Origin of the sequence: Hymenobacter metallilatus (assembly GCF_003944705.1) — a bacterium.
Lineage (GTDB): Bacteria > Bacteroidota > Bacteroidia > Cytophagales > Hymenobacteraceae > Hymenobacter > Hymenobacter metallilatus.
Map to the genome: position 1 here is coordinate 123,800 of NZ_RWIS01000013.1, position 18,893 is coordinate 142,692.

18 protein-coding genes are annotated in these 18,893 nt (G+C 58.0%); 9 read left to right on the plus strand and 9 right to left on the minus strand.

Features of this window, described 5'->3' with window-relative positions:
* Window positions 1-256: 256 nt before the first annotated feature.
* Window positions 257-1,879 carry an ABC-F family ATP-binding cassette domain-containing protein gene (locus tag EI290_RS17785; RefSeq protein WP_125433016.1) on the plus strand — a complete coding sequence of 541 codons (1,623 nt, stop codon included), beginning with the start codon at window positions 257-259 and terminating at the stop codon, window positions 1,877-1,879.
* A gap of 19 nt (window positions 1,880-1,898) precedes the next feature.
* A complete protein-coding gene (locus EI290_RS17790) occupies window positions 1,899-2,672 on the plus strand; it encodes a hypothetical protein (protein ID WP_125433017.1) in 774 nt (257 codons plus the stop codon).
* 124 nt (window positions 2,673-2,796) lie between these two features.
* Here the strand turns inward: EI290_RS17790 and EI290_RS17795 are convergent, their stop codons facing one another.
* Entirely contained in the window at window positions 2,797-2,967 is a 171-nt protein-coding gene (locus tag EI290_RS17795) for a lmo0937 family membrane protein (protein ID WP_125433018.1), read from the minus strand.
* A 340-nt stretch (window positions 2,968-3,307) separates the two neighbouring features.
* Between EI290_RS17795 and EI290_RS17800 the strand changes: the two genes are divergently transcribed.
* Window positions 3,308-4,198: a 3-hydroxyacyl-CoA dehydrogenase family protein gene (locus EI290_RS17800; protein ID WP_125433019.1), complete on the plus strand. Its 891-nt coding sequence runs from the start codon at window positions 3,308-3,310 to the stop codon at window positions 4,196-4,198.
* Window positions 4,199-4,493: 295 nt separating this feature from the next.
* Window positions 4,494-5,042: a peptide-methionine (S)-S-oxide reductase MsrA gene (msrA, locus tag EI290_RS17805; protein ID WP_125433020.1), complete on the plus strand. Its 549-nt coding sequence runs from the start codon at window positions 4,494-4,496 to the stop codon at window positions 5,040-5,042.
* A 99-nt stretch (window positions 5,043-5,141) separates the two neighbouring features.
* Here msrA and EI290_RS17810 read toward each other — a convergent pair whose 3' ends face one another.
* Complete coding sequence (locus tag EI290_RS17810; RefSeq protein WP_125433021.1) at window positions 5,142-5,948, minus strand: hypothetical protein; 807 nt, start codon at window positions 5,946-5,948, stop codon at window positions 5,142-5,144.
* Window positions 5,949-6,144: 196 nt separating this feature from the next.
* On the minus strand, window positions 6,145-6,969 hold the full coding sequence (locus EI290_RS17815) for a 2,3,4,5-tetrahydropyridine-2,6-dicarboxylate N-succinyltransferase (protein ID WP_125433022.1): 825 nt from the start codon (window positions 6,967-6,969) through the stop codon (window positions 6,145-6,147).
* A 118-nt stretch (window positions 6,970-7,087) separates the two neighbouring features.
* Between EI290_RS17815 and EI290_RS17820 the strand changes: the two genes are divergently transcribed.
* From EI290_RS17820 to EI290_RS17840, 5 genes are all read left to right on the plus strand, one after another.
* Window positions 7,088-8,245 carry a glycosyltransferase family protein gene (locus EI290_RS17820; protein ID WP_125433023.1) on the plus strand — a complete coding sequence of 386 codons (1,158 nt, stop codon included), beginning with the start codon at window positions 7,088-7,090 and terminating at the stop codon, window positions 8,243-8,245.
* 98 nt (window positions 8,246-8,343) lie between these two features.
* Window positions 8,344-9,357: a 3-oxoacyl-ACP synthase III family protein gene (locus EI290_RS17825; protein ID WP_125433024.1), complete on the plus strand. Its 1,014-nt coding sequence runs from the start codon at window positions 8,344-8,346 to the stop codon at window positions 9,355-9,357.
* Window positions 9,358-9,481: 124 nt separating this feature from the next.
* A complete protein-coding gene (locus EI290_RS17830) occupies window positions 9,482-10,141 on the plus strand; it encodes a metal-dependent transcriptional regulator (RefSeq protein WP_125433025.1) in 660 nt (219 codons plus the stop codon).
* Between the two features lie 211 nt (window positions 10,142-10,352).
* The gene (gene mnmE, locus EI290_RS17835; protein WP_125433026.1) at window positions 10,353-11,744 is read left to right on the plus strand and encodes a tRNA uridine-5-carboxymethylaminomethyl(34) synthesis GTPase MnmE; all 1,392 of its coding nucleotides are present in this window, start codon (window positions 10,353-10,355) and stop codon (window positions 11,742-11,744) included.
* Between the two features lie 376 nt (window positions 11,745-12,120).
* A complete protein-coding gene (locus EI290_RS17840) occupies window positions 12,121-13,413 on the plus strand; it encodes a citrate synthase (protein ID WP_125433027.1) in 1,293 nt (430 codons plus the stop codon).
* A 95-nt stretch (window positions 13,414-13,508) separates the two neighbouring features.
* Here the strand turns inward: EI290_RS17840 and EI290_RS17845 are convergent, their stop codons facing one another.
* The 6 genes from EI290_RS17845 to EI290_RS17870 form a co-directional block, all read right to left on the minus strand.
* The gene (locus tag EI290_RS17845; RefSeq protein WP_125433028.1) at window positions 13,509-13,871 is read right to left on the minus strand and encodes a hypothetical protein; all 363 of its coding nucleotides are present in this window, start codon (window positions 13,869-13,871) and stop codon (window positions 13,509-13,511) included.
* Between the two features lie 171 nt (window positions 13,872-14,042).
* Entirely contained in the window at window positions 14,043-14,414 is a 372-nt protein-coding gene (locus EI290_RS17850) for a hypothetical protein (RefSeq protein ID WP_125433029.1), read from the minus strand.
* Window positions 14,415-14,465: 51 nt separating this feature from the next.
* Window positions 14,466-14,828 (minus strand): hypothetical protein, encoded by a 363-nt coding sequence (locus EI290_RS17855; RefSeq protein WP_125433030.1) that lies wholly within the window; start codon window positions 14,826-14,828, stop codon window positions 14,466-14,468.
* A 306-nt stretch (window positions 14,829-15,134) separates the two neighbouring features.
* Window positions 15,135-17,084: an OmpA family protein gene (locus EI290_RS17860; RefSeq protein WP_125433031.1), complete on the minus strand. Its 1,950-nt coding sequence runs from the start codon at window positions 17,082-17,084 to the stop codon at window positions 15,135-15,137.
* Between the two features lie 18 nt (window positions 17,085-17,102).
* On the minus strand, window positions 17,103-17,684 hold the full coding sequence (locus tag EI290_RS17865; RefSeq protein ID WP_125433051.1) for a 7-carboxy-7-deazaguanine synthase QueE: 582 nt from the start codon (window positions 17,682-17,684) through the stop codon (window positions 17,103-17,105).
* A gap of 291 nt (window positions 17,685-17,975) precedes the next feature.
* Entirely contained in the window at window positions 17,976-18,887 is a 912-nt protein-coding gene (locus EI290_RS17870) for a bifunctional 5,10-methylenetetrahydrofolate dehydrogenase/5,10-methenyltetrahydrofolate cyclohydrolase (RefSeq protein ID WP_125433032.1), read from the minus strand.
* Window positions 18,888-18,893: the final 6 nt, after the last annotated feature.

An 18,893-nucleotide genomic window follows, 5' to 3' on the forward strand; every position in this document is an offset into this window, starting at 1 on the left:
ACCGTGTAGCGGCGTACACCCGGAACTACCTGAGCAAATCAGTGTGTTTACCCACTGATTCTGCGCCGCGTGTCCGGCATAGTGCCTGCTTTCCTTCTATACCGCCCTGAGGGGTAGCTGGTTGTACAATTCACGGTTTTTTTTTGCTCCAGGCCGGGTTAGTGGCGAATATCCGTGTGGCCGGGCCATTTTGCGTACTTTTGCGGGCCGGCTGGCCAACCATCGGCCCATTCGGGTTTTTCCGTACTACTTTTTTATGATCAGCACCTCCAACGTAAGCCTGCGCTACGGCAAGCGCATCTTGTTCGAAGACGTTACCATCAAGTTCATGCCCGGCAACGTGTATGGTCTGATTGGAGCCAACGGAGCCGGAAAATCTACCTTTTTAAAAATACTATCGGGCGAAATTGAGCCGAATACCGGCTCGGTGGATATGCCAAAGGGTGCCCGGCTTTCGGTTTTGAAGCAGAACCAGTTTGAGTACGATGCTTATCCGGTGCTGCAAACAGTTATTATGGGCCACACCCGCCTCTGGAAGGTGATGGAAGAGAAGGATGCCCTCTATGCCAAAGCGGACTTCTCGGATGCCGACGGCGAGCGGGCGGCTGAGCTCGAAGGCGAGTTTGCTGACCTGGAAGGCTGGAACGCGGAGTACGAAGCCGCCGAACTGCTCTCCGGCCTCGGCATCGGCGAAGACAAGCACCATACCCTGATGGCGGACCTGGGCACCTCCGATAAGGTGCGGGTGCTGCTGGCCCAGGCCCTGTTCGGCAACCCCGACGTGCTGCTGCTCGACGAACCCACCAACGGCCTCGACGCCGAAACCGTGCTGTGGCTGGAGAACTTTCTGGACTCCTTCCAGAACACGGTAATTGTGGTAAGCCACGACCGGCACTTCCTCGACGCGGTGTGTAACTACATGGCCGACCTCGACTTCTCGAAAATTACCATGTACCCCGGCAACTACTCGTTCTGGTACGAGAGCAGCCAGCTGGCTTTGCGCCAGCGCCAGGAGGTGAACAAGAAAACCGAGGATAAGCGCAAGGAACTGGAAGAGTTTGTGCGGCGGTTCTCGGCCAATGCTTCCAAATCCAAGCAGGCTACTTCGCGCCAGAAGCTGCTCCAGAAACTTACATTGGAAGAAATCAAGCCCAGCTCGCGCAAGTATCCTTACATTGCATTCAAGCCTGAGCGGGAGGCCGGCAACCAGTTGCTGTCGGTGGAAAACCTGAGCAAATCGGTGGATGGGCAGGTAATTTTCCGCAACGTATCCTTCTCTCTGGATAAGAAGGATAAAGTGGCCGTTATCAGCCGCGACGACCGGGCGGCCTCCCTCCTGTTCGACATCCTGTTCGAGCAGATCAAGGCCGACAGCGGCAACTACAAGTGGGGCACCACCATCACGCCCAGCTACTTCCCCAAGGAAAATACCGAGTTCTTCGACACCGACCTGAACCTGGTGGACTGGCTGCGCCAGTACAGCACCGAAAAGGATGAGTCGTTTATCCGGGGCTTCCTGGGTCGGATGCTGTTTTCGGGCGAGGAGTCGCAGAAGAAGTCGAACGTACTGAGCGGGGGCGAGAAGGTGCGCTGTATGCTCAGCAAGATGATGATGGAAGCCGGCAACGTGCTGGTGCTCGACGACCCGACCAACCACCTCGACCTGGAAAGCATTACGGCCCTGGATAACTCCCTGCGCGACTTCAACGGCACGCTGCTGTTTGCCTCCCACGATTTGCAGGTGATTCAGTCAGTGGCTAACCGCATCATTGAGCTCACCCCGGACGGTATCATCGACCGGCGCATGAGTTACGAGGAATACCTGGCCGACGAGAACATCAAAACCCAGCGCCAGCGCATGTATCAGTTGGTGTCGTAATTACGTTACTGCAAGCATTATGAAACGACTTCTGTTCCTGATGCTGATTGGTGGGGCCGGCCTGGTTGGGCTGGCCCCTACCGTTTCGGCCCAAACCACCGATACCACCCGCACGGTGAAGCCCCAGCTGAACACGGCCCCTCCGGGTTCGGCCCCGCCTCCTCCCACCGCTCCGCCCGTGTACCAGCCGGCGCCGGCTACACCCACTCCTGCACCGGACCGTAACGTACCGGCCGCCAACGACCCCTACGATCCTAACCGGCCCTCCGGTATGGATTTACCTCAGCGCCCCGGCGTGGCCGCGCCTGCGCCCCCCCTGCGCCGCTACTTTCTGTACACCAACTTTGGGCTGGGTTTTAATAGCTACAATGGGTACAGCCAGTTCAGCGGCAGCCTGGCACCCGCCATTGGATACCGGTTCTCGGAGCGCTTTGCGGCCGGCCCCGGCATCTCCTATGCCTTTAACAGCTACTCCTTCAGCGGCCTGCCTACTATTAAAACCAACAGTATCGGGCTGAAGGCTTTTGCACAGTTTATTGCCTACAAAGAGTTCTTTTTGCACGCAGAGTACGAAGTAACCAACGCCGAAACCTTGGGCATTGATTACACCACCAACACGGTGTATACTTTTAAGCATACCGTACGCACGCCGCTGGCCGGGGCCGGCTACCGCACCCGTTTCAGCGACCGGGCTGCCGCCGATATTGTGGTACTGTACAATTTCAACGACGGCTTCGATGATATTTACGGCCAGCCAGTCATTCGCTTCAGCTTCCTGTTTGATCTGAAGTAGAGCAGCAGTTTGGCATTCACCGGAGCACTAAAACACACAACGCCCCACTCAGAAGTGAGTGGGGCGTTGTGTGTTTTTGGACTTAAGCATTCCACCTACTAGAGTGGAAGAGGAAGAGCTGGAGCTATACTACCCGGCCGCCGCGAATTACACGCAGCAGAATGGCAATAATGGCAATAACCAGCAGAACGTGAATCAGGCCATTACCGGCAATGCCGGCGCCAAGTACGCCAAAGTAACCCAGGGCCCAGATGATGACCAGAATTACGGCAATGATATACAGCAAATTTCCCATGGTGAAAGAGGAGAGAGTAAGTGGAAAAAAGGGAGAGTGGGTTGTGGAGGCCCCGAAAGCAAACTGGGTGATAGAGCCTCGGGAGCCGTTCTGCGGTTTTGTACGCGGGACTTCTTGCAAAAGGTTTTGAACTCCAGGGCATTTTTTGGTACCGGACATGGATAAGCCGGCCGAAAAGCGGCATTGGGTACTAAAAACACACTTTTTGCAGTGGAAAAAAACTATACATCAGCCTCATAATATACCCCTGCCCCTACCTTGAGTGCCATTAGTTTCCGCGTAGCTTTGTGGCACCCAAACCCGGACAACGGGTTATTTCCCACCCTTCTCTTTTTTGCATATGCGCCACATAGCTGTTATTGGCTCGGGCACCATGGGCAATGGCATTGCCCACGTTTTCGCGCAGCACGGCTTTTCCGTTGCTCTTATCGATGTAAACCAGGCCGCGCTGGACAAAGGCCTGGCAACCATTGCCAAAAACCTTGACCGCCAGGTAGCCAAAGGCACCTTATCGGCAGCCGACAAGGACGCCACGCTGGGCCGCCTGGCGCTGTACCCAACCATTGCCGAAGGCGTGCAGGAAGCTGAGCTGGTAGTAGAAGCTGCCACTGAAAATCTGGAGCTGAAGCTGAAAATTTTCCGGGAGCTGGATATGCACGCTCCCGCCAACGCCATACTGGCCTCCAACACCTCGTCCATTTCCATCACCCAGATTGCCGCCGTTACCCAGCGCCCGGCGCAGGTAATTGGTATGCATTTTATGAATCCGGTGCCGGTAATGAAGCTGGTAGAGGTAATTCGCGGCTACGCTACCTCCGCGGAGGTAACCGAGCAGATCATGGAGTTGTCGCGGCAGCTGGGCAAAACCCCCACGGAGGTAAACGACTACCCCGGCTTCGTGGCCAACCGTATCCTCATGCCCATGATTAACGAGGCCATCATCAGCCTGTTTGAAGGCGTGGCCGGGGTGGAGGAAATTGACACGGTAATGAAGCTGGGCATGGCGCACCCGATGGGGCCGCTGCAGCTGGCCGATTTTATTGGGCTGGATGTGTGTCTGGCTATTCTGCGGGTACTGCACTCTGGCCTGGGCAACCCCAAATATGCCCCCTGCCCCCTGCTGGTGAACATGGTAACGGCCGGCCGGCTCGGGGTTAAATCAGGCGAAGGCTTCTACTCCTGGGCGCATGGCAGCAAGGAGTTGATTGTGGCCGAGCGGTTCCGGAAGTAAGTGGCAATGGGGGTTGGCGCAAAGCACGGACCCTGACCAGAATAACCTTACTCTACCGTTGGGAGCAACACGTACAGGCGCCTTGCCCACTGCTAACTACATGGTTGGCAGTGGGCAAGGCGCCTGCGCGCAGGAATACGCGAGCAGTAACGCCCCACGTAAACTTTTTCTACCGAAAATGGCTTTTATCCGTATGCTACGAGCTATTCTGACGGTTGGGCTCGGCTTGGGGCTGCTGACTGCCGCCCGGGCTCAATCACCCGTTTCTCCCTCATCAACTACGAAATCCCAACGAATGGAACAGGCAACATTTGGTGCCGGCTGCTTCTGGTGCGTAGAGGCCGTTTTTCAGGACCTCAAAGGCGTGACGAAAGTTGTATCCGGCTACATGGGCGGGCGCATTGCCAACCCTACTTACAAAGAAGTGTGCAGCGGCCTCACGGGCCACGCTGAGGTAGCCCAGATTACCTACGACCCCGCAGTTATCAGCTTCGAGGAGCTGCTGGAAGTATTCTGGAAAACCCACGACCCCACTACTCTTAACCGCCAGGGTGCTGATACCGGCACCCAGTACCGCTCGGCCGTTTTTTTCCACAACGAGGAGCAGCACCAGCTGGCCGAGCAATACAAGCAGAAGCTGAACGCCGCTCATGCTTTCCCGAACCCCATCGTAACGGAAATTGTACCGGCAGTAACCTTCTACCCCGCCGAGGACTATCACCAGAATTACTACAACCAGAACGGCCAGCAGCCTTACTGCCAGTTTGTGGTAAAGCCCAAGGTGGATAAAGTGCGGCAGGTGTTTGCCGACAAGCTGAAAACGGACAAAGCCAGCGTACGGTAAGCTGACCGTTACCCAGGCCTGTCAACGCGCAAAAGCCGCCCCGAGCTATTCGGGGCGGCTTTTGCGCGTTGACAGGCCTGGGTGGCAGTTGGCTGAGTGCTAGGACTGCTCCATCAAATCAATCTGGAAGGGCCCATGCTCCCGCCCCAGGGCATAGAACATGGCTACCTGATTCATGAGGGTCCGGGCGTACAGATCCAGCGCCCGGGTTTCCAGGATCTGGTTATTCTTCACGATGATGAAGCTTACCAGCTCGCCCGGGTAGGCTCCATCTTCACCTAGAGGGGGAATTGCCTCAAAGGGCGAAAAGTTCTTGACTGGAATGAACTCGCTTTTGGGCAACTCCATCAGCGTTTTTTCTCCGTACGGAATGAAGCCTTTCAGGTGGGAATACCGGTAATGTGGGTTCCAGACCCAGCTGCCGTTGAAAATGTAGTATTCATCGGTGCCCAGCCGCAGGAAGTCCCGGAGCGACACGTTCACGCCCACCCGCCAGTTGGTACGCTCTTCCAGGGTTTGCTTGATAATAGCCAGCCGGGTGGGGTCAGGGGTATCGGTGAGGGGCTGGGTAAGCCGGGCCTGGGCCACCAGCTCGCAGCCGGCGTACAGGTTGAGCAGCTGCTGGCGCCACGCATTCTGAGCACCGAGATGATAGGCATCGGCCCGGGTAAACTCAAAGAAATTGTGGGTATAGGGGCCGGCAATGGCTACCCCGTCGCGGCCGTTGGGCTCGGCCCACTCCACCAGAAAGCACGGGCGGCTACGGCCATCTACCCAAGGCAGCTCCCGGTTGAAAGCCACGCGGGTTTGAATGGTATCCGGTTCGACGCCCAGCTCCTGGGCTACGTAGTCGCGCACTTCGTCGCGGGCCTGGGCGGCCGATACAACTGATTTGAGGGTACTCATCAAGCGAATAGAAAAAGCAAAACCGGCCGGTTAGAAGTAGAATAGGCGCGGCCTACAATGTTACGGATTAATCGGCTTCGTTTCAGTGTAAGCGGCTGCCCGTTCAGGCGTTTTTAGCCCGCAGCGGCCGACGCAGCTGCATGACGGCCCTGCATGACCCGCACCCACTCAGCAATGAAGCCGACCAGGCCGGGGGTTAGACGGCCACGTTATGCTCCCGTAGAGCATCGTTGAGAGAGGTTTTGAGGTCGGTGCTGGGTTTGCGCTGGCCAATAATGAGGGCGCAGGGCACCTGGTACTCGCCGGCCGGAAACTGCTTGGGCAAGCTGCCCGGAATGACCACTGAGCGGGCCGGCACGTAGCCCCGGTACTCCTTGGGCTCAGGCCCGGTCACGTCGATAATGCGGGTGCTGCCGGTGATGGTGACGCCCGCCCCAATAACGGCCTCTTTCCCCACGAAGCAGCCTTCTACCAGAATGCTGCGGGAACCCACAAAGGCGCCATCTTCCACAATTACCGGGGCGGCCTGCACTGGTTCCAGCACCCCGCCAATACCCACGCCCCCGCTCAGGTGGACGCCGGCCCCAATCTGGGCGCAGGAGCCCACGGTGGCCCAGGTATCAACCATAGTGCCTTCGCCCACCCAGGCCCCGATGTTCACGTAGCTCGGCATCATGATAACGCCGGGTGCCAGGTAAGCCCCATAGCGCGCTACGGCCGGCGGCACCACGCGCACGCCCTGCTGCTCATAGTTGGTTTTAAGCCGCATTTTGTCGCGGAACTCAAAAGGACCCACCTCCAGGGTTTCCATCTGGCGGATGGGGAAATACAGAATGACGGCCTTTTTCACCCAGTCGTTTACCTGCCAGTCGGCTCCCTCGGTGGCACCGGGCTGGGCTACCCGCAGGCGGCCCTTATCAAGCTCCTCAATCACGTGCTGGATGGCCTCCGTGGTGGCCGATAGTTGCAGAAGGCTCCGGTCGTTCCAGGCGGCCTCAATCAGATGTTGCAGTTCAGACATACTATGTAAAAGGGTCAGGTGCTAGGTGTCCGTTATCAGCTTGGCAGTCTGACAGCCAGCAACTGCCAACGAACACCTATAAATCAAGCGGGCCAAAAGTACCATCTTCGTGTTCAATATGCCGCCTCCTACCATTATTTTGCTGGCTTCTGTGCTCAAGCCGCTCAACGATACCCGCATGCTGGGCAAGTTTGGCCGGACGCTGGCGGAGCGGCCTGCAACGCAGGTGCACGTGGCCGGGCGCTTCGCTCCCGCCCCGGTTTCCCTCCCGCCCAACCTGCACACCCACTCCTTGCTGCAGGGTACTCGCCTGAGCCTGGCCCGGCTGGCGGCCCAATGGCGCTACTGGCAGCTTCTGCGCACGCTCCACCCCCAGGTGGTGGTGGTACACGCCCCGGAGCTGCTGCCCCTGACGGTGGCCTGGCAGTTGCTGGGCCCGGGCCGCCGCTTTATCTACGATGTGAGGGAGAATTACGCCCTGAACATCCGGACCCAGGCCGTGTACCCGGTCTGGGTCCGGGGGCTGCTGGCCGGCTTGGTGCGCCGGCTCGAAACCCTGGCGGCCCGCCGCGCCGCCGCCGTGCTGCTGGCCGAGCAAAGCTATGCCGCAGAGTTGCCGTTTGCCGCTGGAGGCCCGACTTCGGAACCGCTGATTATCGAAAACAAATACCAGCCCTACGACAACGCCCCGGTGGCCTGGCCCCGGCGGCTGCCCCCAGTGTCGGAGCCGTTGCGGGTGCTGTACTCCGGCACCATTTCCGAGTTGAACGGCATCTGGGAGGCCGTGCGGTTTCTGGAGCTGCTCCAGACAGTGTGGCCCCGGGCCCAGCTCACCATCTGCGGGTTTTGCCAGCAGCCGGGGTTGCTGCGGCAGCTGGAGGCCACCGTGGCGGCCTCGGGGGGGGCGGTGCGGCTGGTGGGCGGCGCTACTCTGGTGGCCCACCAGCAGGTAGTGGCCGAAATCCGACGGAGCCACCTGGGCCTGCTGCCTTACCGGCCGCATACCAGCACGGCCCGCTGCGTACCCACCAAGCTGTTCGAGTACCTGGCCAACGCCCTGCCGGTTATTGTGCCGCCCAACCCGCTGTGGATGGCCCCGGTGGCCGCCGCGCGGGCGGGCCTGGTGGTGGAGTTTCAACGGGACTCCTACACGGATGCGGCAGGCCTGCTCCGGCAGCTGCGGAGCGCCGAATTTTACCCCGCTGGGCCGCCCGCCGACGCTCTTTGGGCCACCGAGGCAGGAAAGTTGCACCAGCTGCTGGATTCTATCCGGTAACTACCGACCTTTGCGGCCCGTTTACGGAGCAGGCTACCGATTTTTTCTACCTTCGGCTCCATTTCTCTGACCGCTCTGCCCCGCAAATTCCCCTACTGATGAACAACACCCTCCGACACTCCGAAATTGCCGGCGTTGGCCACTACGTGCCTGAGCGCGTGGTTACCAATGCCGATTTGACTACCCTCATGGATACCACCGATGAGTGGATTCAGGAGCGCACCGGTATCCGGGAGCGGCGCTGGTTTGAGGAAGGCAAGGACACCACAGCCAACATGGGAGCCAATGCCGCCCGTAAGGCCCTGGAAATGGCCGGCCTCACCCCCGACGATGTGCAGATGATTGTGTTTGCCACTTTGTCGCCTGACTACTTCTTTCCGGGTTCCGGCGTGCTGCTCCAGCGGGAGTTGGGCATCAAAGACCCTATTCCGGCTTTCGATGTGCGCAACCAGTGCTCAGGCTTCGTGTATGCCCTGAGCATGGCTGATCAGTTTGTAAAGACCGGCATGTACGATACGGTGCTGGTGGTAGGCTCCGAAATTCATTCCTCGGGCCTCGACATCAGCACCCGGGGCCGGGGCGTGTCGGTTATTTTCGGCGACGGAGCCGGGGCCGTGGTACTACGGCCCAGCACCCGCGAAGGCTACGGCATCCTGAGCACCCACCTGCACGCTCAGGGCGAGCACGCCGAAGAGCTGATTGTGAAAGAGCCGGGCTCTAACCGCAATAACCGGGTGGAATATGTAATGGCCAATGAGCTGGATATGTACCCCTACATGAACGGGCAGAACGTGTTTAAGCACGCTGTGGTCCGTTTCCCGCAGGTTATCAAGGAAGCCCTCGACCAGAACGGCTACGAGTCCAAGGACATCGATATGCTGATCCCGCACCAGGCCAACCTGCGCATTACCCAGTACGTGCAGCAGAAAATGGGCCTCACCGACGATAAAATCTTCAGCAACATCCAGCGCTACGGCAACACCACGGCCGCTTCCGTGCCCATTGCGCTGAGCGAAGCCGTGCAGGAAGGCCGCATCCGGCGCGGCGACCTGGTGTGCCTGGCCGCTTTCGGCTCCGGGTTCACCTGGGCTTCTGCCTTGATTAAGTGGTAGCTTTTGGTCAATTAAAAATTGAGAATTAAGAATTAAAAATGGCCGTTCTTCGACCCTTATATGGGGCCAGGAGCGGCCATTTCTCAATTTTTAATTCTTCATTTTTAATTTTTAATTCAATCGAATGCCCAGCTATACCGAAGAAAACTACCTGAAAGCCATTTACAAGCTTAGCGAAGCGCAACCGGGCACGGAGGTAAGCACCAACAGCGTGGCCGAGGAGTTGCAGACTCGCCCCGCTTCGGTAACCGACATGCTCCGCCGCCTGGGCGAGAAAGGGCTGTTGCACTACACCCGCTACCGGGGCGTATCCCTTACGTTGGAGGGCCGGCGGCTGGCCCTGCTCACCATCCGTAAGCACCGGCTCTGGGAGGTGTTTCTGGTGCAACAATTAGGCTTCAATTGGGATGAGGTGCATGACGTGGCCGAGCAGATGGAGCACATTGACTCCGACCTGCTGGTGCGCCGCCTCGACGAGTACCTGGGTTTCCCCCAGCTCGACCCCCACGGCGACCCAATTCCGACGGCCGACGGCGTGCTACACCGTCCCCAGCACCGCCTGCTCTCCGACCTGCGCCCCGGCGACCAGGGCCGGGTAGTTGCCGTAAAAAACACCTCTGCCCCCTTTCTGCAATACCTTGATAAAGTCGGCGTCAACCTGGGCACGCACATTGAAGTGGTAGATAAGATACTCTTTGATAACTCACTTGAAATCAGAATAAACAACCAAAATAAATACCTGGTATCCGCCGAGGTCAGCCGCAACCTGTTGGTAGCGGATTGAGGCCTGCCAGAACGTGTACCCCGGAGCTGTGCTCCGGCTCGCGCCTGGGAGTAATCAATCTGGCAAGAAAGTAAATTGTCCTCTTACGCGAGCCGAAGCGGAGCTTCGGGGTACACGTTCTGGCGGGCCGGAGCACAGCTCCGGGGCACAACGTTTTTACGGCCCTGGCCGGATAGCCGTACCTTTGCGCCCAGAACCATTTTCTTGCGTCGTGGCTGTAGCTCTTCCCGTTTCCCTTACCGATACCATTGTTGCCCTTTCTACCCCGCCGGGTTCCGGGGCCATTGCCCTGATCCGGCTGTCGGGCCCCGATGCCATCCGCCTGACCGACGAGGTGTTTGCTGGCAAGCGCCTGCGCGACCAGCCCAGCCACACCCTGCACGTGGGCACCGTGCGCGACGCCGACCGGATTCTGGACGAGGTAGTGGTGTCTCTGTTTCGGGGGCCGCACTCTTATACCCGCGAAGATGTGGTGGAAATCAGTACCCACGGCTCCGACTACATTGTGCAGGAGGTGCTGGGGCTGCTGCTGCGCCGGGGGGCTCGCCTGGCCGAAGCCGGCGAGTTTACCAAACGCGCCTTCCTGCACGGCGCGTTCGACCTGGCCCAGGCCGAAGCCGTGGCTGACCTGATTGCCTCCGACTCCGCTCTTTCACACCAGGTGGCCATGCAGCAGATGCGCGGCGGCTTCTCGCAGGAGTTGAAGGACCTGCGCGGCCGGCTGGTGCAGTTTGCGGCCCTGCTGGAACTGGAGTTGGACTTTGGGGAAGAAGACGTGGAGTTTGCCGACCGCACCGGCCTGGTGCTGCTGCTCCAGGACGTGCAGCAGCTAGTGCGCCGCCTGCTCCGGTCGTTCGAGTTGGGCAACGTTATCAAGAACGGCGTTACCACCGTTATTGCCGGCCGGCCCAACGCCGGCAAAAGCACTTTGCTTAATGCCCTCCTGAACGAAGAGCGCGCCATTGTCTCGGACGTAGCCGGCACCACCCGCGACCTGATTGAAGACGAGGTTAGCCTGGCCGGTATCCGGTTCCGTTTCGTGGATACGGCCGGCCTACGCGACACGTCTGACGTGGTAGAATCCATTGGGGTTGAGCGCACGCTTAAACGAGTGCAGCAGGCTGCATTGGTGATATATCTATTTGATATTACCACTACTTCCCTATCTGATCTGCAAGCTGAGATTGAAGCCCTTCCCCTGCCATCCGGAGTATCGGTGCTGGCAGTGGGCAACAAGCTCGATGTGGCCTCCGATGCCGAACAGGAAGCCTTCCTCCACCGCCCCGATACCGTGCTGATAGCCGCCTCCCGCGGCGACGGCCTGGACGAGTTGCAGGAACTGCTGCTGGCCAAAGTGCACGGTGAAGGCCTGGACCGCGCCGGCTCCAGCACCATTGTCACCAACCTGCGCCATGCCCAGAGCCTGGAGCAGGCCACCCACTACCTGGATGCCGTACTGAGCGGTTTGAACACCGGAGCCGGCACCGAGTTGCTGGCCGCCGACCTGCGCCACGCCTTGGCCGCTCTGGGGCAGATTACCGGCGAAATCAGCAACGACGACCTGCTCACCAGCATTTTCACCCAGTTCTGCATCGGGAAGTAGCCAGAACGGGTACCTCGGGCCAGGCATCGCCCCGCTAGAACGTGTACCCCGAAGCTGTGCTCAAGCTCGCGCCTGTGAGTATGAGTAACTACCCAATTGAGGTTGATTAGCCTCTAACGCGAGCCAAAGCACAGCCCCGGGGTACACGTTCCGACGGACTAAAGTCTGGCCTGGGCTACTGGCTTCCGTAAAAACCCTGTAAAAACATAGGTTGGCATGCCGAACTTGTCAGCGCCCGGGCTTTTCTTTGCGTTTTCCCCATCTCAAAAACAAGAACCCGGACGCGGTTGTAGTACAGGCGACAAACTCTCCTAGCTTTCCGGCTTGCCGGTAATTTTTTAGTTTCGCCCTGCAACCCATCCTTCACCCCACTTTTATGGCAGAATCTGCTGAACTGATCCTCGACGGGAAATCCTATTCTCTCCCTGTCATTGAAGGCACCGAGCAAGAAAAAGCCTTTGATATTGGCAAGCTGCGGGACCAAACCGGCTACGTAACCCTCGACTCGGGTTACAAGAACACCGGCGCCACCAAAAGTGCCATTACCTTCCTCGATGGCGAAGAGGGTATTCTGCGCTACCGGGGTTACCCCATCGAGCAGTTGGCCGAGAAATCGTCCTTCATTGAGGTGGCCTACCTGCTGATTTACGGCAAGCTGCCCACCAAAGCCGAGCTGGACAACTTCTCGGAGCAGATCACCAAACACACGCTGGTACACGAGGATGTACGGAAGATTTTCGACGGCTTCCCTTCGGCTACCCACCCCATGGCCATCCTGAGCAGCCTGATTTGCGCACTGACCGGCTTCTACCCCGAAAGCCTGTCGCCCAACCTCTCCGCCGAGGAAATCGACCTGAATGTGATTCGTCTGATGGCCAAGATTTCGACCATTGCGGCCTGGACGTACAAGAACAACATGGGTCACCCGTTGAACTATCCGCGCAATGACCTCGACTACTGCTCGAACTTCCTGTACATGATGTTCAGCTTCCCCACCGAGAAGTACGAGCTGGATTCACGCATCGTCAGCGCCCTGAACAAGCTGCTGATCCTGCACGCCGACCACGAGCAGAACTGCTCCACCTCCACGGTGCGTTTGGTAGGCTCAGCCAATGCTTCGCTCTACGGCTCGGTTTCGGCTGGAATCAACGCCCTGTGGGGTCCGCTGCACGGCGGTGCCAACCAGGAGGTAATTGAGATGCTGGAGGCCATCCAGAAGGACGGCGGCAACACCCAGAAGTGGGTGGATAAAGCCAAAGACCCCAACGACTCCTTCCGCCTGATGGGCTTCGGGCACCGGGTATACAAGAACTTTGATCCGCGCGCTACCATCATTAAGAAGGCTGCCGACGATGTGCTCACGGCCCTTGGCCTGGAAGATAGCCCCCTACTGAAAATTGCCAAGGAGTTGGAGCAGGCGGCCCTCACCGATGAGTACTTCATCAAGCGCAAGCTCTACCCCAACGTCGACTTCTACTCCGGCATTATTTACAAAGCCATTGGCATTCCCACCGAAATGTTCACGGTGATGTTTGCCCTGGGTCGCCTGCCCGGCTGGATTGCCCAGTGGAAAGAAATGCGCGAGAACAAGGAGCCCATCGGCCGCCCCCGCCAAATCTACACCGGCGAAACCGAACGGGACTATGTAAGCATTGATGCCCGCTCCTAGTCAGCCTACCTCATCAATAACAAAAAAGCCCGCATAAGCGGGCTTTTTTGCGTTTAAACCATTGCATCAGGCAACCGGCTATAACGTTTTGTGAATCAGCGTAGATTGGTAGCCGTGAAATTGGTTTTCATTTCCTCATAAGCCGTCATGCGCTTGGGTCCGAGCACCGCAGCCAGGTCCCACTCATAGCGCATCTGCACGTCGGCCATGGCCTTATCCAGCTCAGCAGCATCATTGGCAAACTGCTTCCGCAAATCAGCCATTTCAGTGAGCAGGCGTACGTTGAGGGCGCGCACTTTTACGTACTGTCCTTCGGTAAGCCTGGTTCGCTCAGCAATGCGGCGGGTCATATCGGTGGCCCGGGCCGAGAGTTTGCTACCGTCGCCGGGGCTGGCCTGCGCGCCGGAGCTGGCCACTACCATGGCTACAAAAACGAGACATGCGAATACTTTTTTCATAACAAGCGGTGGTGAGTTGGTGGGAAAGAAACAAGAAAACAGGCACTAGCAGTATGCGGATATGAGTGAGTAAGTATACACTATATTTATAACTATGTCAATATTAAGTTAAACTAAAGGAATCAAAAATAATCTAAACGGGAGCCTGAGCATTCAGGCTCCCGTTCAGGTTTAACGAGGTACGTCGCTCAGAGCCGTCATGCTGGCCCGGTTCTGCTGGTACAGTGCCAGCTGATTAGGCTGTAGCAACGACGACAGCTCCATCTCATACTGCAACTGGGCGTCGGATACGGCCCGGCTGTGCAGGTCGGCATCATGAACAAACAGAGCCCGGGCTGCCAGCATTTCCTGCAGCAACCGCAGGTTCAGGGCCTTAACCTGCACGTACTGGCCTTCATTGAGGTGGACCTGCTGAGACAAGGAGCGCGTCATGGCAGTTGCCCGGGCTTGTAGGTCGCGGTTGCCATTGCCAGGAGCCGCCAGTAGTCGGTGCGAGGCCAGGGCCAGCACTGCCATTACCAGGGGGATTGTCAGCTTTTTCATGGGAGGTAGGAATAGGGTTGTGGGGAGGTACTACCAGTGAGCTGCCCGAGCTTAGTGCTGGCCCAGCGCAGTCATATTCGCGCGGCTTTCCTGGAACAGCGCCAACTGAGCCGGACGAAGCAAAGCCGTCAGGTCATTCTCGTACCGAATCTGGGCATCAGCCAAGCGTTGATCCAGGATAGCCTGGTCGGCGGCGAACCGGGTTTTGAGGTCTTCAATTTCCAGCAGCATGCGCATGTTGAGCTGCTTAACCCGCAGGTACTGTCCCTCATCGAGGCGAACCTTTTCGGAGATGGAACGAGTCAGGGCAGTTGCCCGGGCCTGTACTCCAGTACCACCATCGAGGGTACCAGCAGCCAGCACCACACTCTGTACGCTTAGCAGCAGACAGACAAAAAGCGTAGTCTTTTTCATAACAAGAAAGCGTGAAAATGAAAAGGTAAATGAAAAGTGAAAGCCAGTTTAGCCTCGGGTCAGCAGGTGAGTTTGCGTCTACCTAAGCGGCCTCTCTCTCCGGTAGGGGAGGTGAGGGTAGCCAAACATAAGCACATTAATTTAATAATACAAAGATTTTTTATTAATTTTCTAATTAATTAGTTGAATATGCCTAAATATGCCCTTCTAACACAGTCAGTTAATAGTTATACGAACAAGAGAAAGTGCAAACAAAAAAAGCCCGGCCGCAAGTAGCGGCCGGGCTTCAGATTGTAGGTAGTGAACTTATAGAATTCGAAGTTCGATGCGCCGGTTCTGTTGCCGGTGCTCGTCGGAGTCGTTGGGATTCAGGGGCTTGGTTTCTCCATACCCTCTGAACCGGAGTCGTTGCGCCTTTACTCCCTGGCTGATCAGGTAAGTGTATACAGATTTAGCCCGGTTCTGTGACAGCACCTGATTGTCGTCGTCGGAGCCTACGTCGTCGGTGTGGCCGGATATTTCCACCAGCACATCGGGGTACTGCTTCATGAAGGCAACCAGCCGGTTCAGCTCAGTGCGCGACTTGGGCTTTAGCGCATACTCTTTGCTATCGAAAAACAGATTATTGAGTACGATGCTCCGGCCGGAACGCACGGGCTCCAGGTAAATATCCAGCGTCAGCGGGTCGAAGCTCCGCTTATCAGAGTAGTCGAAGCTCAGGCTGCGCATCAGGTACTTGTCGGCGGCGGCGTACATGGCGTACTGCCGGCCTTCGTTGAGCACTACCGTGTATTCGCCGTTCTCCGCATCGGAGCCCACGTACTGCACCAGCTCGTCGGTGTTGAGGTCGTAGAGCTGCACGTCGGCCTTGATGGGCTTTTTTGTGAAGGCATCGAACACCCGGCCTTGGGTGTAAGTGCTGGTTTCGCGGGCCCGCACTTCCTTGGGCACCTCGAAGCCGAACAGCTCCACTGGCCGGTCCCGCTCCTGCTTTACTCCGGGCACCGTGGCCTTGGAGCGGGAGCAGAAGCCCCGGCGGTTATCAGAGGTAATAAACAGGGATGCCTCGTTCTCGTAGGTATTGAGCGGGAAGCCCAGGTTTTGGGGAATACTCCATTTGTCGGCGCCCAGCTGCTCGCAACGGTACACATCCAGCCCACCCATACCTACCAGCCCATCGGTAACATAGTAGAGCGTAGTACCACTAGCATGAATAAACGGGGCCATATCCTTGCCGAAGGTATTTACAGGGCTGCCCAGGTTACGGGCCGGAGTCCAGTTGCCCTGGGCATCCAGGTTGGTCACGTAAATATCTTCCTGGCCCCTGCCGCCGCGCCGGGTACTGGTGAAATATAAGGTGCGCCCGTCGGCCGACAGTGTGGGTTGCGAGTCCCACTCCGGGGAGTTTACGTTGCGGCCCAGGTTCTGGGGCTTGCTCCACACGTTGCCGGTGCGGCGCGATATGTACAGGTCGCAGTTGCCCACGGAGCTGGGCCGGTCGCAGGAGGCAAACACCAGGGTTTTGCCGTCGCCGGAAATGGCCCCCGCTCCTTCGTTGTAGGGTGTGTTAATAGCCGCCGAAATGGACAGCGGCTCCCCCATACTTCCGTCCTTGTTTTGCCGGCTTACAAACAGGTCTTCGCCGCTTTCGGCCGTGGGGCGGCCCGTAAACAGCAGGAAGCGGCTATCAGCAGTCAGCACCGGGAAATACTGGAACCGGAACGTGTTAAGGGGCTGTGCCAGCGGCTCGGGCTGAATGCCGGTGGGCGCAGCCATGGCCTTCTGGGCAAACTCGCAGTTCAGGAGCTGGCGCTGGGCCCGGGGGGTATTACGCTGGTTTTTGGCCGCAGTTTTCAGGTATTTCTTATAGCTGTCGGCGGCGGTCTGGTACTCGCCGAAAGTCATGGCCAGCTCCCCCAGCGTGAAGTAATCGGTGGCCCGTGCAGGGTCCAGGGGCAGCTTGCCCAGCCCGTCACGGTACGACTCGAAAGCCAACTGGTTTTCGCCCATGGCTTTCAGCAGGGAACCCTTCAGCACATAGGGCTCCCCCAACGACGGAAACTTTTGGGTAAGCTGCGTAAGAGTTTCTATGGCTTTGTTAAAATCCCGGGCTTTGGCCTGCTCCTGGGCTTTTTCCCAGAGGTTACGGGCTTTGGTGTTGGTGGTACTGAGTTTGGCCTGGGCTGTTACCCGGATAGGCAACAACCCACCCGCCGCAAGCAGCAGTACAACCGGGACGAATAACGAACGGCGCATAGGTGGGAAGGTAGGGCGCTACGGAATGTCGAGAAATTTATGCGTCTGCAACGAAACCTGCCACTGCGGGTTACTTTTCACGTAGTCTACCAGCAGGGGCATCATATCAGCGGCTTTGCTCCACTCGGGTTGCAGGTAGAGGCGGCAGTCAGGCCCGACAAGGGCCGCATGCTGCTCAGCCCAGGCAAAGTCGCTTTTGTTGAAGACGATGATTTTCAGCTCGTGGGCAGCAGCCAATACGGCCGGTAGCGGAGCCTTGAATTTCTTGGGCGATACGCAAATCCAGTCCCAGCTGCCGCTGAGCGGGTACGCGCCGCTGGTTTCAATCCAGGTGCGGCAGCCAGCAGCGCGCAGGGCGGCAGTAAGCGGCCCCAGGTCATGCATCAGGGGCTCACCGCCGGTAATAACCACGTTGCGACCGGGATGCTCAGTAACCGCGTCTACCAAGGCCGTTAGGGTCTGGCGCGGGTGAGCGTCCAGGGGCCAGGATTCTTTCACATCGCACCATACGCAGCCCACGTCGCAGCCGCCTAGCCGGATAAAGTAGGCAGCGCGGCCGGTGTTGTAGCCTTCGCCCTGAATGGTATAAAACTGCTCCATTACGGGCAGTTCGGGAGCCGCCGTCCCCTGGGCCGGGGCCGCCGACGTAACAGGTAGTTCGTGCAGCAAAACAGATGTGGTCAAAAAACAAAAAAGCCGGGCCGCTGGGGAGGGCCTCCCGCCGATGCAGGTACCTCCTTCCCTAACGGCCCGACATTAAAAGTAGTACACTCCCTTGAAATCTAAAAGCCTGAGGCGGTTTTAATTGGATTTTAGCGGCTCACCAGAGTTGCTGATTGTTTGTTGCTGACTGTTGGTTTTTTGGGCGCTATGCGAACAACCAGCCACTAATTACTTAGGGTACACCTCCCCTTTGGCGGCGCGTAAGGTATTGAGCAGCAGCATGGCAATGGTCATGGGGCCCACGCCACCCGGAACCGGTGTAATGTAGGAAGCCAGGGGCGCAACCTCAGCAAAATTAACGTCACCCTTTAAGGCCCAACCCGATTTTTTGGCGGAGTCTTCCACCCGAGTCGTACCCACATCAATTACCACGGCCCCCGGCTTTACCATGTCGGCCGTTACAAACTCCGGCCGGCCCAGGGCCGCTACCAGTATATCGGCGGTGCGGGTAATATTGGCTAAGTTCTGGGTGCGAGAGTGACATAAAGTAACCGTGCAGTTACCTGGCTCTAAGTTCTTAGCCAACAGTATACTAACTGGCGTACCCACAATGTTACTGCGGCCAATTACTACGCAGTGCTTCCCATCCGTAGGCAGCTCGTAGCGGCGTAGCAGTTCCACAATACCCGAGGGCGTTGCGGGCAGTAGGGCTGGCAGTCCGGCCACCATCCGGCCGATGTTCATGGGGTGGAAACCATCCACATCCTTCTCCGGACGCACCGCTTCAATCACCTTATTGGTATCAATGTGGCGGGGCAAGGGCAGTTGCACAATGAAGCCATCAATTTCGGGGTCTTCGTTCAGTTGCTGCACCTGAGCCAGCAGCTCGGCCTCGGTGATGGTGTCTTCGAAACGGAGCAGCGTACTGCCGAAACCCACCCGCTCGCAGGCCAGCACTTTGTTGCGCACGTAGGTTTCCGAGCCCCCATCGTGGCCTACCAAAATAGCCGCCAGATGGGGCGTCTTCTGGCCGGCGGCTTTACGCTGAATCACCTCAGCGGTAATTTCTTCTTTGATGGCCTCGGCGGTTTGCTTGCCGTCGATGAGGCGGTAGGTGGTGGCGTCGGGGGCAGTGGTCATGGGTAC

Excerpts from the sequence above, each read along its gene's own strand:
- EI290_RS17825 (WP_125433024.1), top strand. The coding sequence starts at position 8,344 with ATGAACAACACCCTCCGACACTCCGAAATTGCCGGCGTTGGCCACTAC.
- EI290_RS17790 (WP_125433017.1), top strand. The coding sequence starts at position 1,899 with ATGAAACGACTTCTGTTCCTGATGCTGATTGGTGGGGCCGGCCTGGTT.
- EI290_RS17845 (WP_125433028.1), bottom strand. The coding sequence starts at position 13,871 with ATGAAAAAAGTATTCGCATGTCTCGTTTTTGTAGCCATGGTAGTGGCC.
- EI290_RS17870 (WP_125433032.1), bottom strand. The coding sequence starts at position 18,887 with ATGACCACTGCCCCCGACGCCACCACCTACCGCCTCATCGACGGCAAG.
- EI290_RS17850 (WP_125433029.1), bottom strand. The coding sequence starts at position 14,414 with ATGAAAAAGCTGACAATCCCCCTGGTAATGGCAGTGCTGGCCCTGGCC.
- EI290_RS17810 (WP_125433021.1), bottom strand. The coding sequence starts at position 5,948 with ATGAGTACCCTCAAATCAGTTGTATCGGCCGCCCAGGCCCGCGACGAA.
- EI290_RS17795 (WP_125433018.1), bottom strand. The coding sequence starts at position 2,967 with ATGGGAAATTTGCTGTATATCATTGCCGTAATTCTGGTCATCATCTGG.
- EI290_RS17840 (WP_125433027.1), top strand. The coding sequence starts at position 12,121 with ATGGCAGAATCTGCTGAACTGATCCTCGACGGGAAATCCTATTCTCTC.
- EI290_RS17855 (WP_125433030.1), bottom strand. The coding sequence starts at position 14,828 with ATGAAAAAGACTACGCTTTTTGTCTGTCTGCTGCTAAGCGTACAGAGT.
- EI290_RS17820 (WP_125433023.1), top strand. The coding sequence starts at position 7,088 with ATGCCGCCTCCTACCATTATTTTGCTGGCTTCTGTGCTCAAGCCGCTC.
- EI290_RS17815 (WP_125433022.1), bottom strand. The coding sequence starts at position 6,969 with ATGTCTGAACTGCAACATCTGATTGAGGCCGCCTGGAACGACCGGAGC.
- EI290_RS17830 (WP_125433025.1), top strand. The coding sequence starts at position 9,482 with ATGCCCAGCTATACCGAAGAAAACTACCTGAAAGCCATTTACAAGCTT.
- EI290_RS17860 (WP_125433031.1), bottom strand. The coding sequence starts at position 17,084 with ATGCGCCGTTCGTTATTCGTCCCGGTTGTACTGCTGCTTGCGGCGGGT.
- EI290_RS17800 (WP_125433019.1), top strand. The coding sequence starts at position 3,308 with ATGCGCCACATAGCTGTTATTGGCTCGGGCACCATGGGCAATGGCATT.
- EI290_RS17785 (WP_125433016.1), top strand. The coding sequence starts at position 257 with ATGATCAGCACCTCCAACGTAAGCCTGCGCTACGGCAAGCGCATCTTG.
- EI290_RS17865 (WP_125433051.1), bottom strand. The coding sequence starts at position 17,684 with ATGGAGCAGTTTTATACCATTCAGGGCGAAGGCTACAACACCGGCCGC.
- msrA (WP_125433020.1), top strand. The coding sequence starts at position 4,494 with ATGGAACAGGCAACATTTGGTGCCGGCTGCTTCTGGTGCGTAGAGGCC.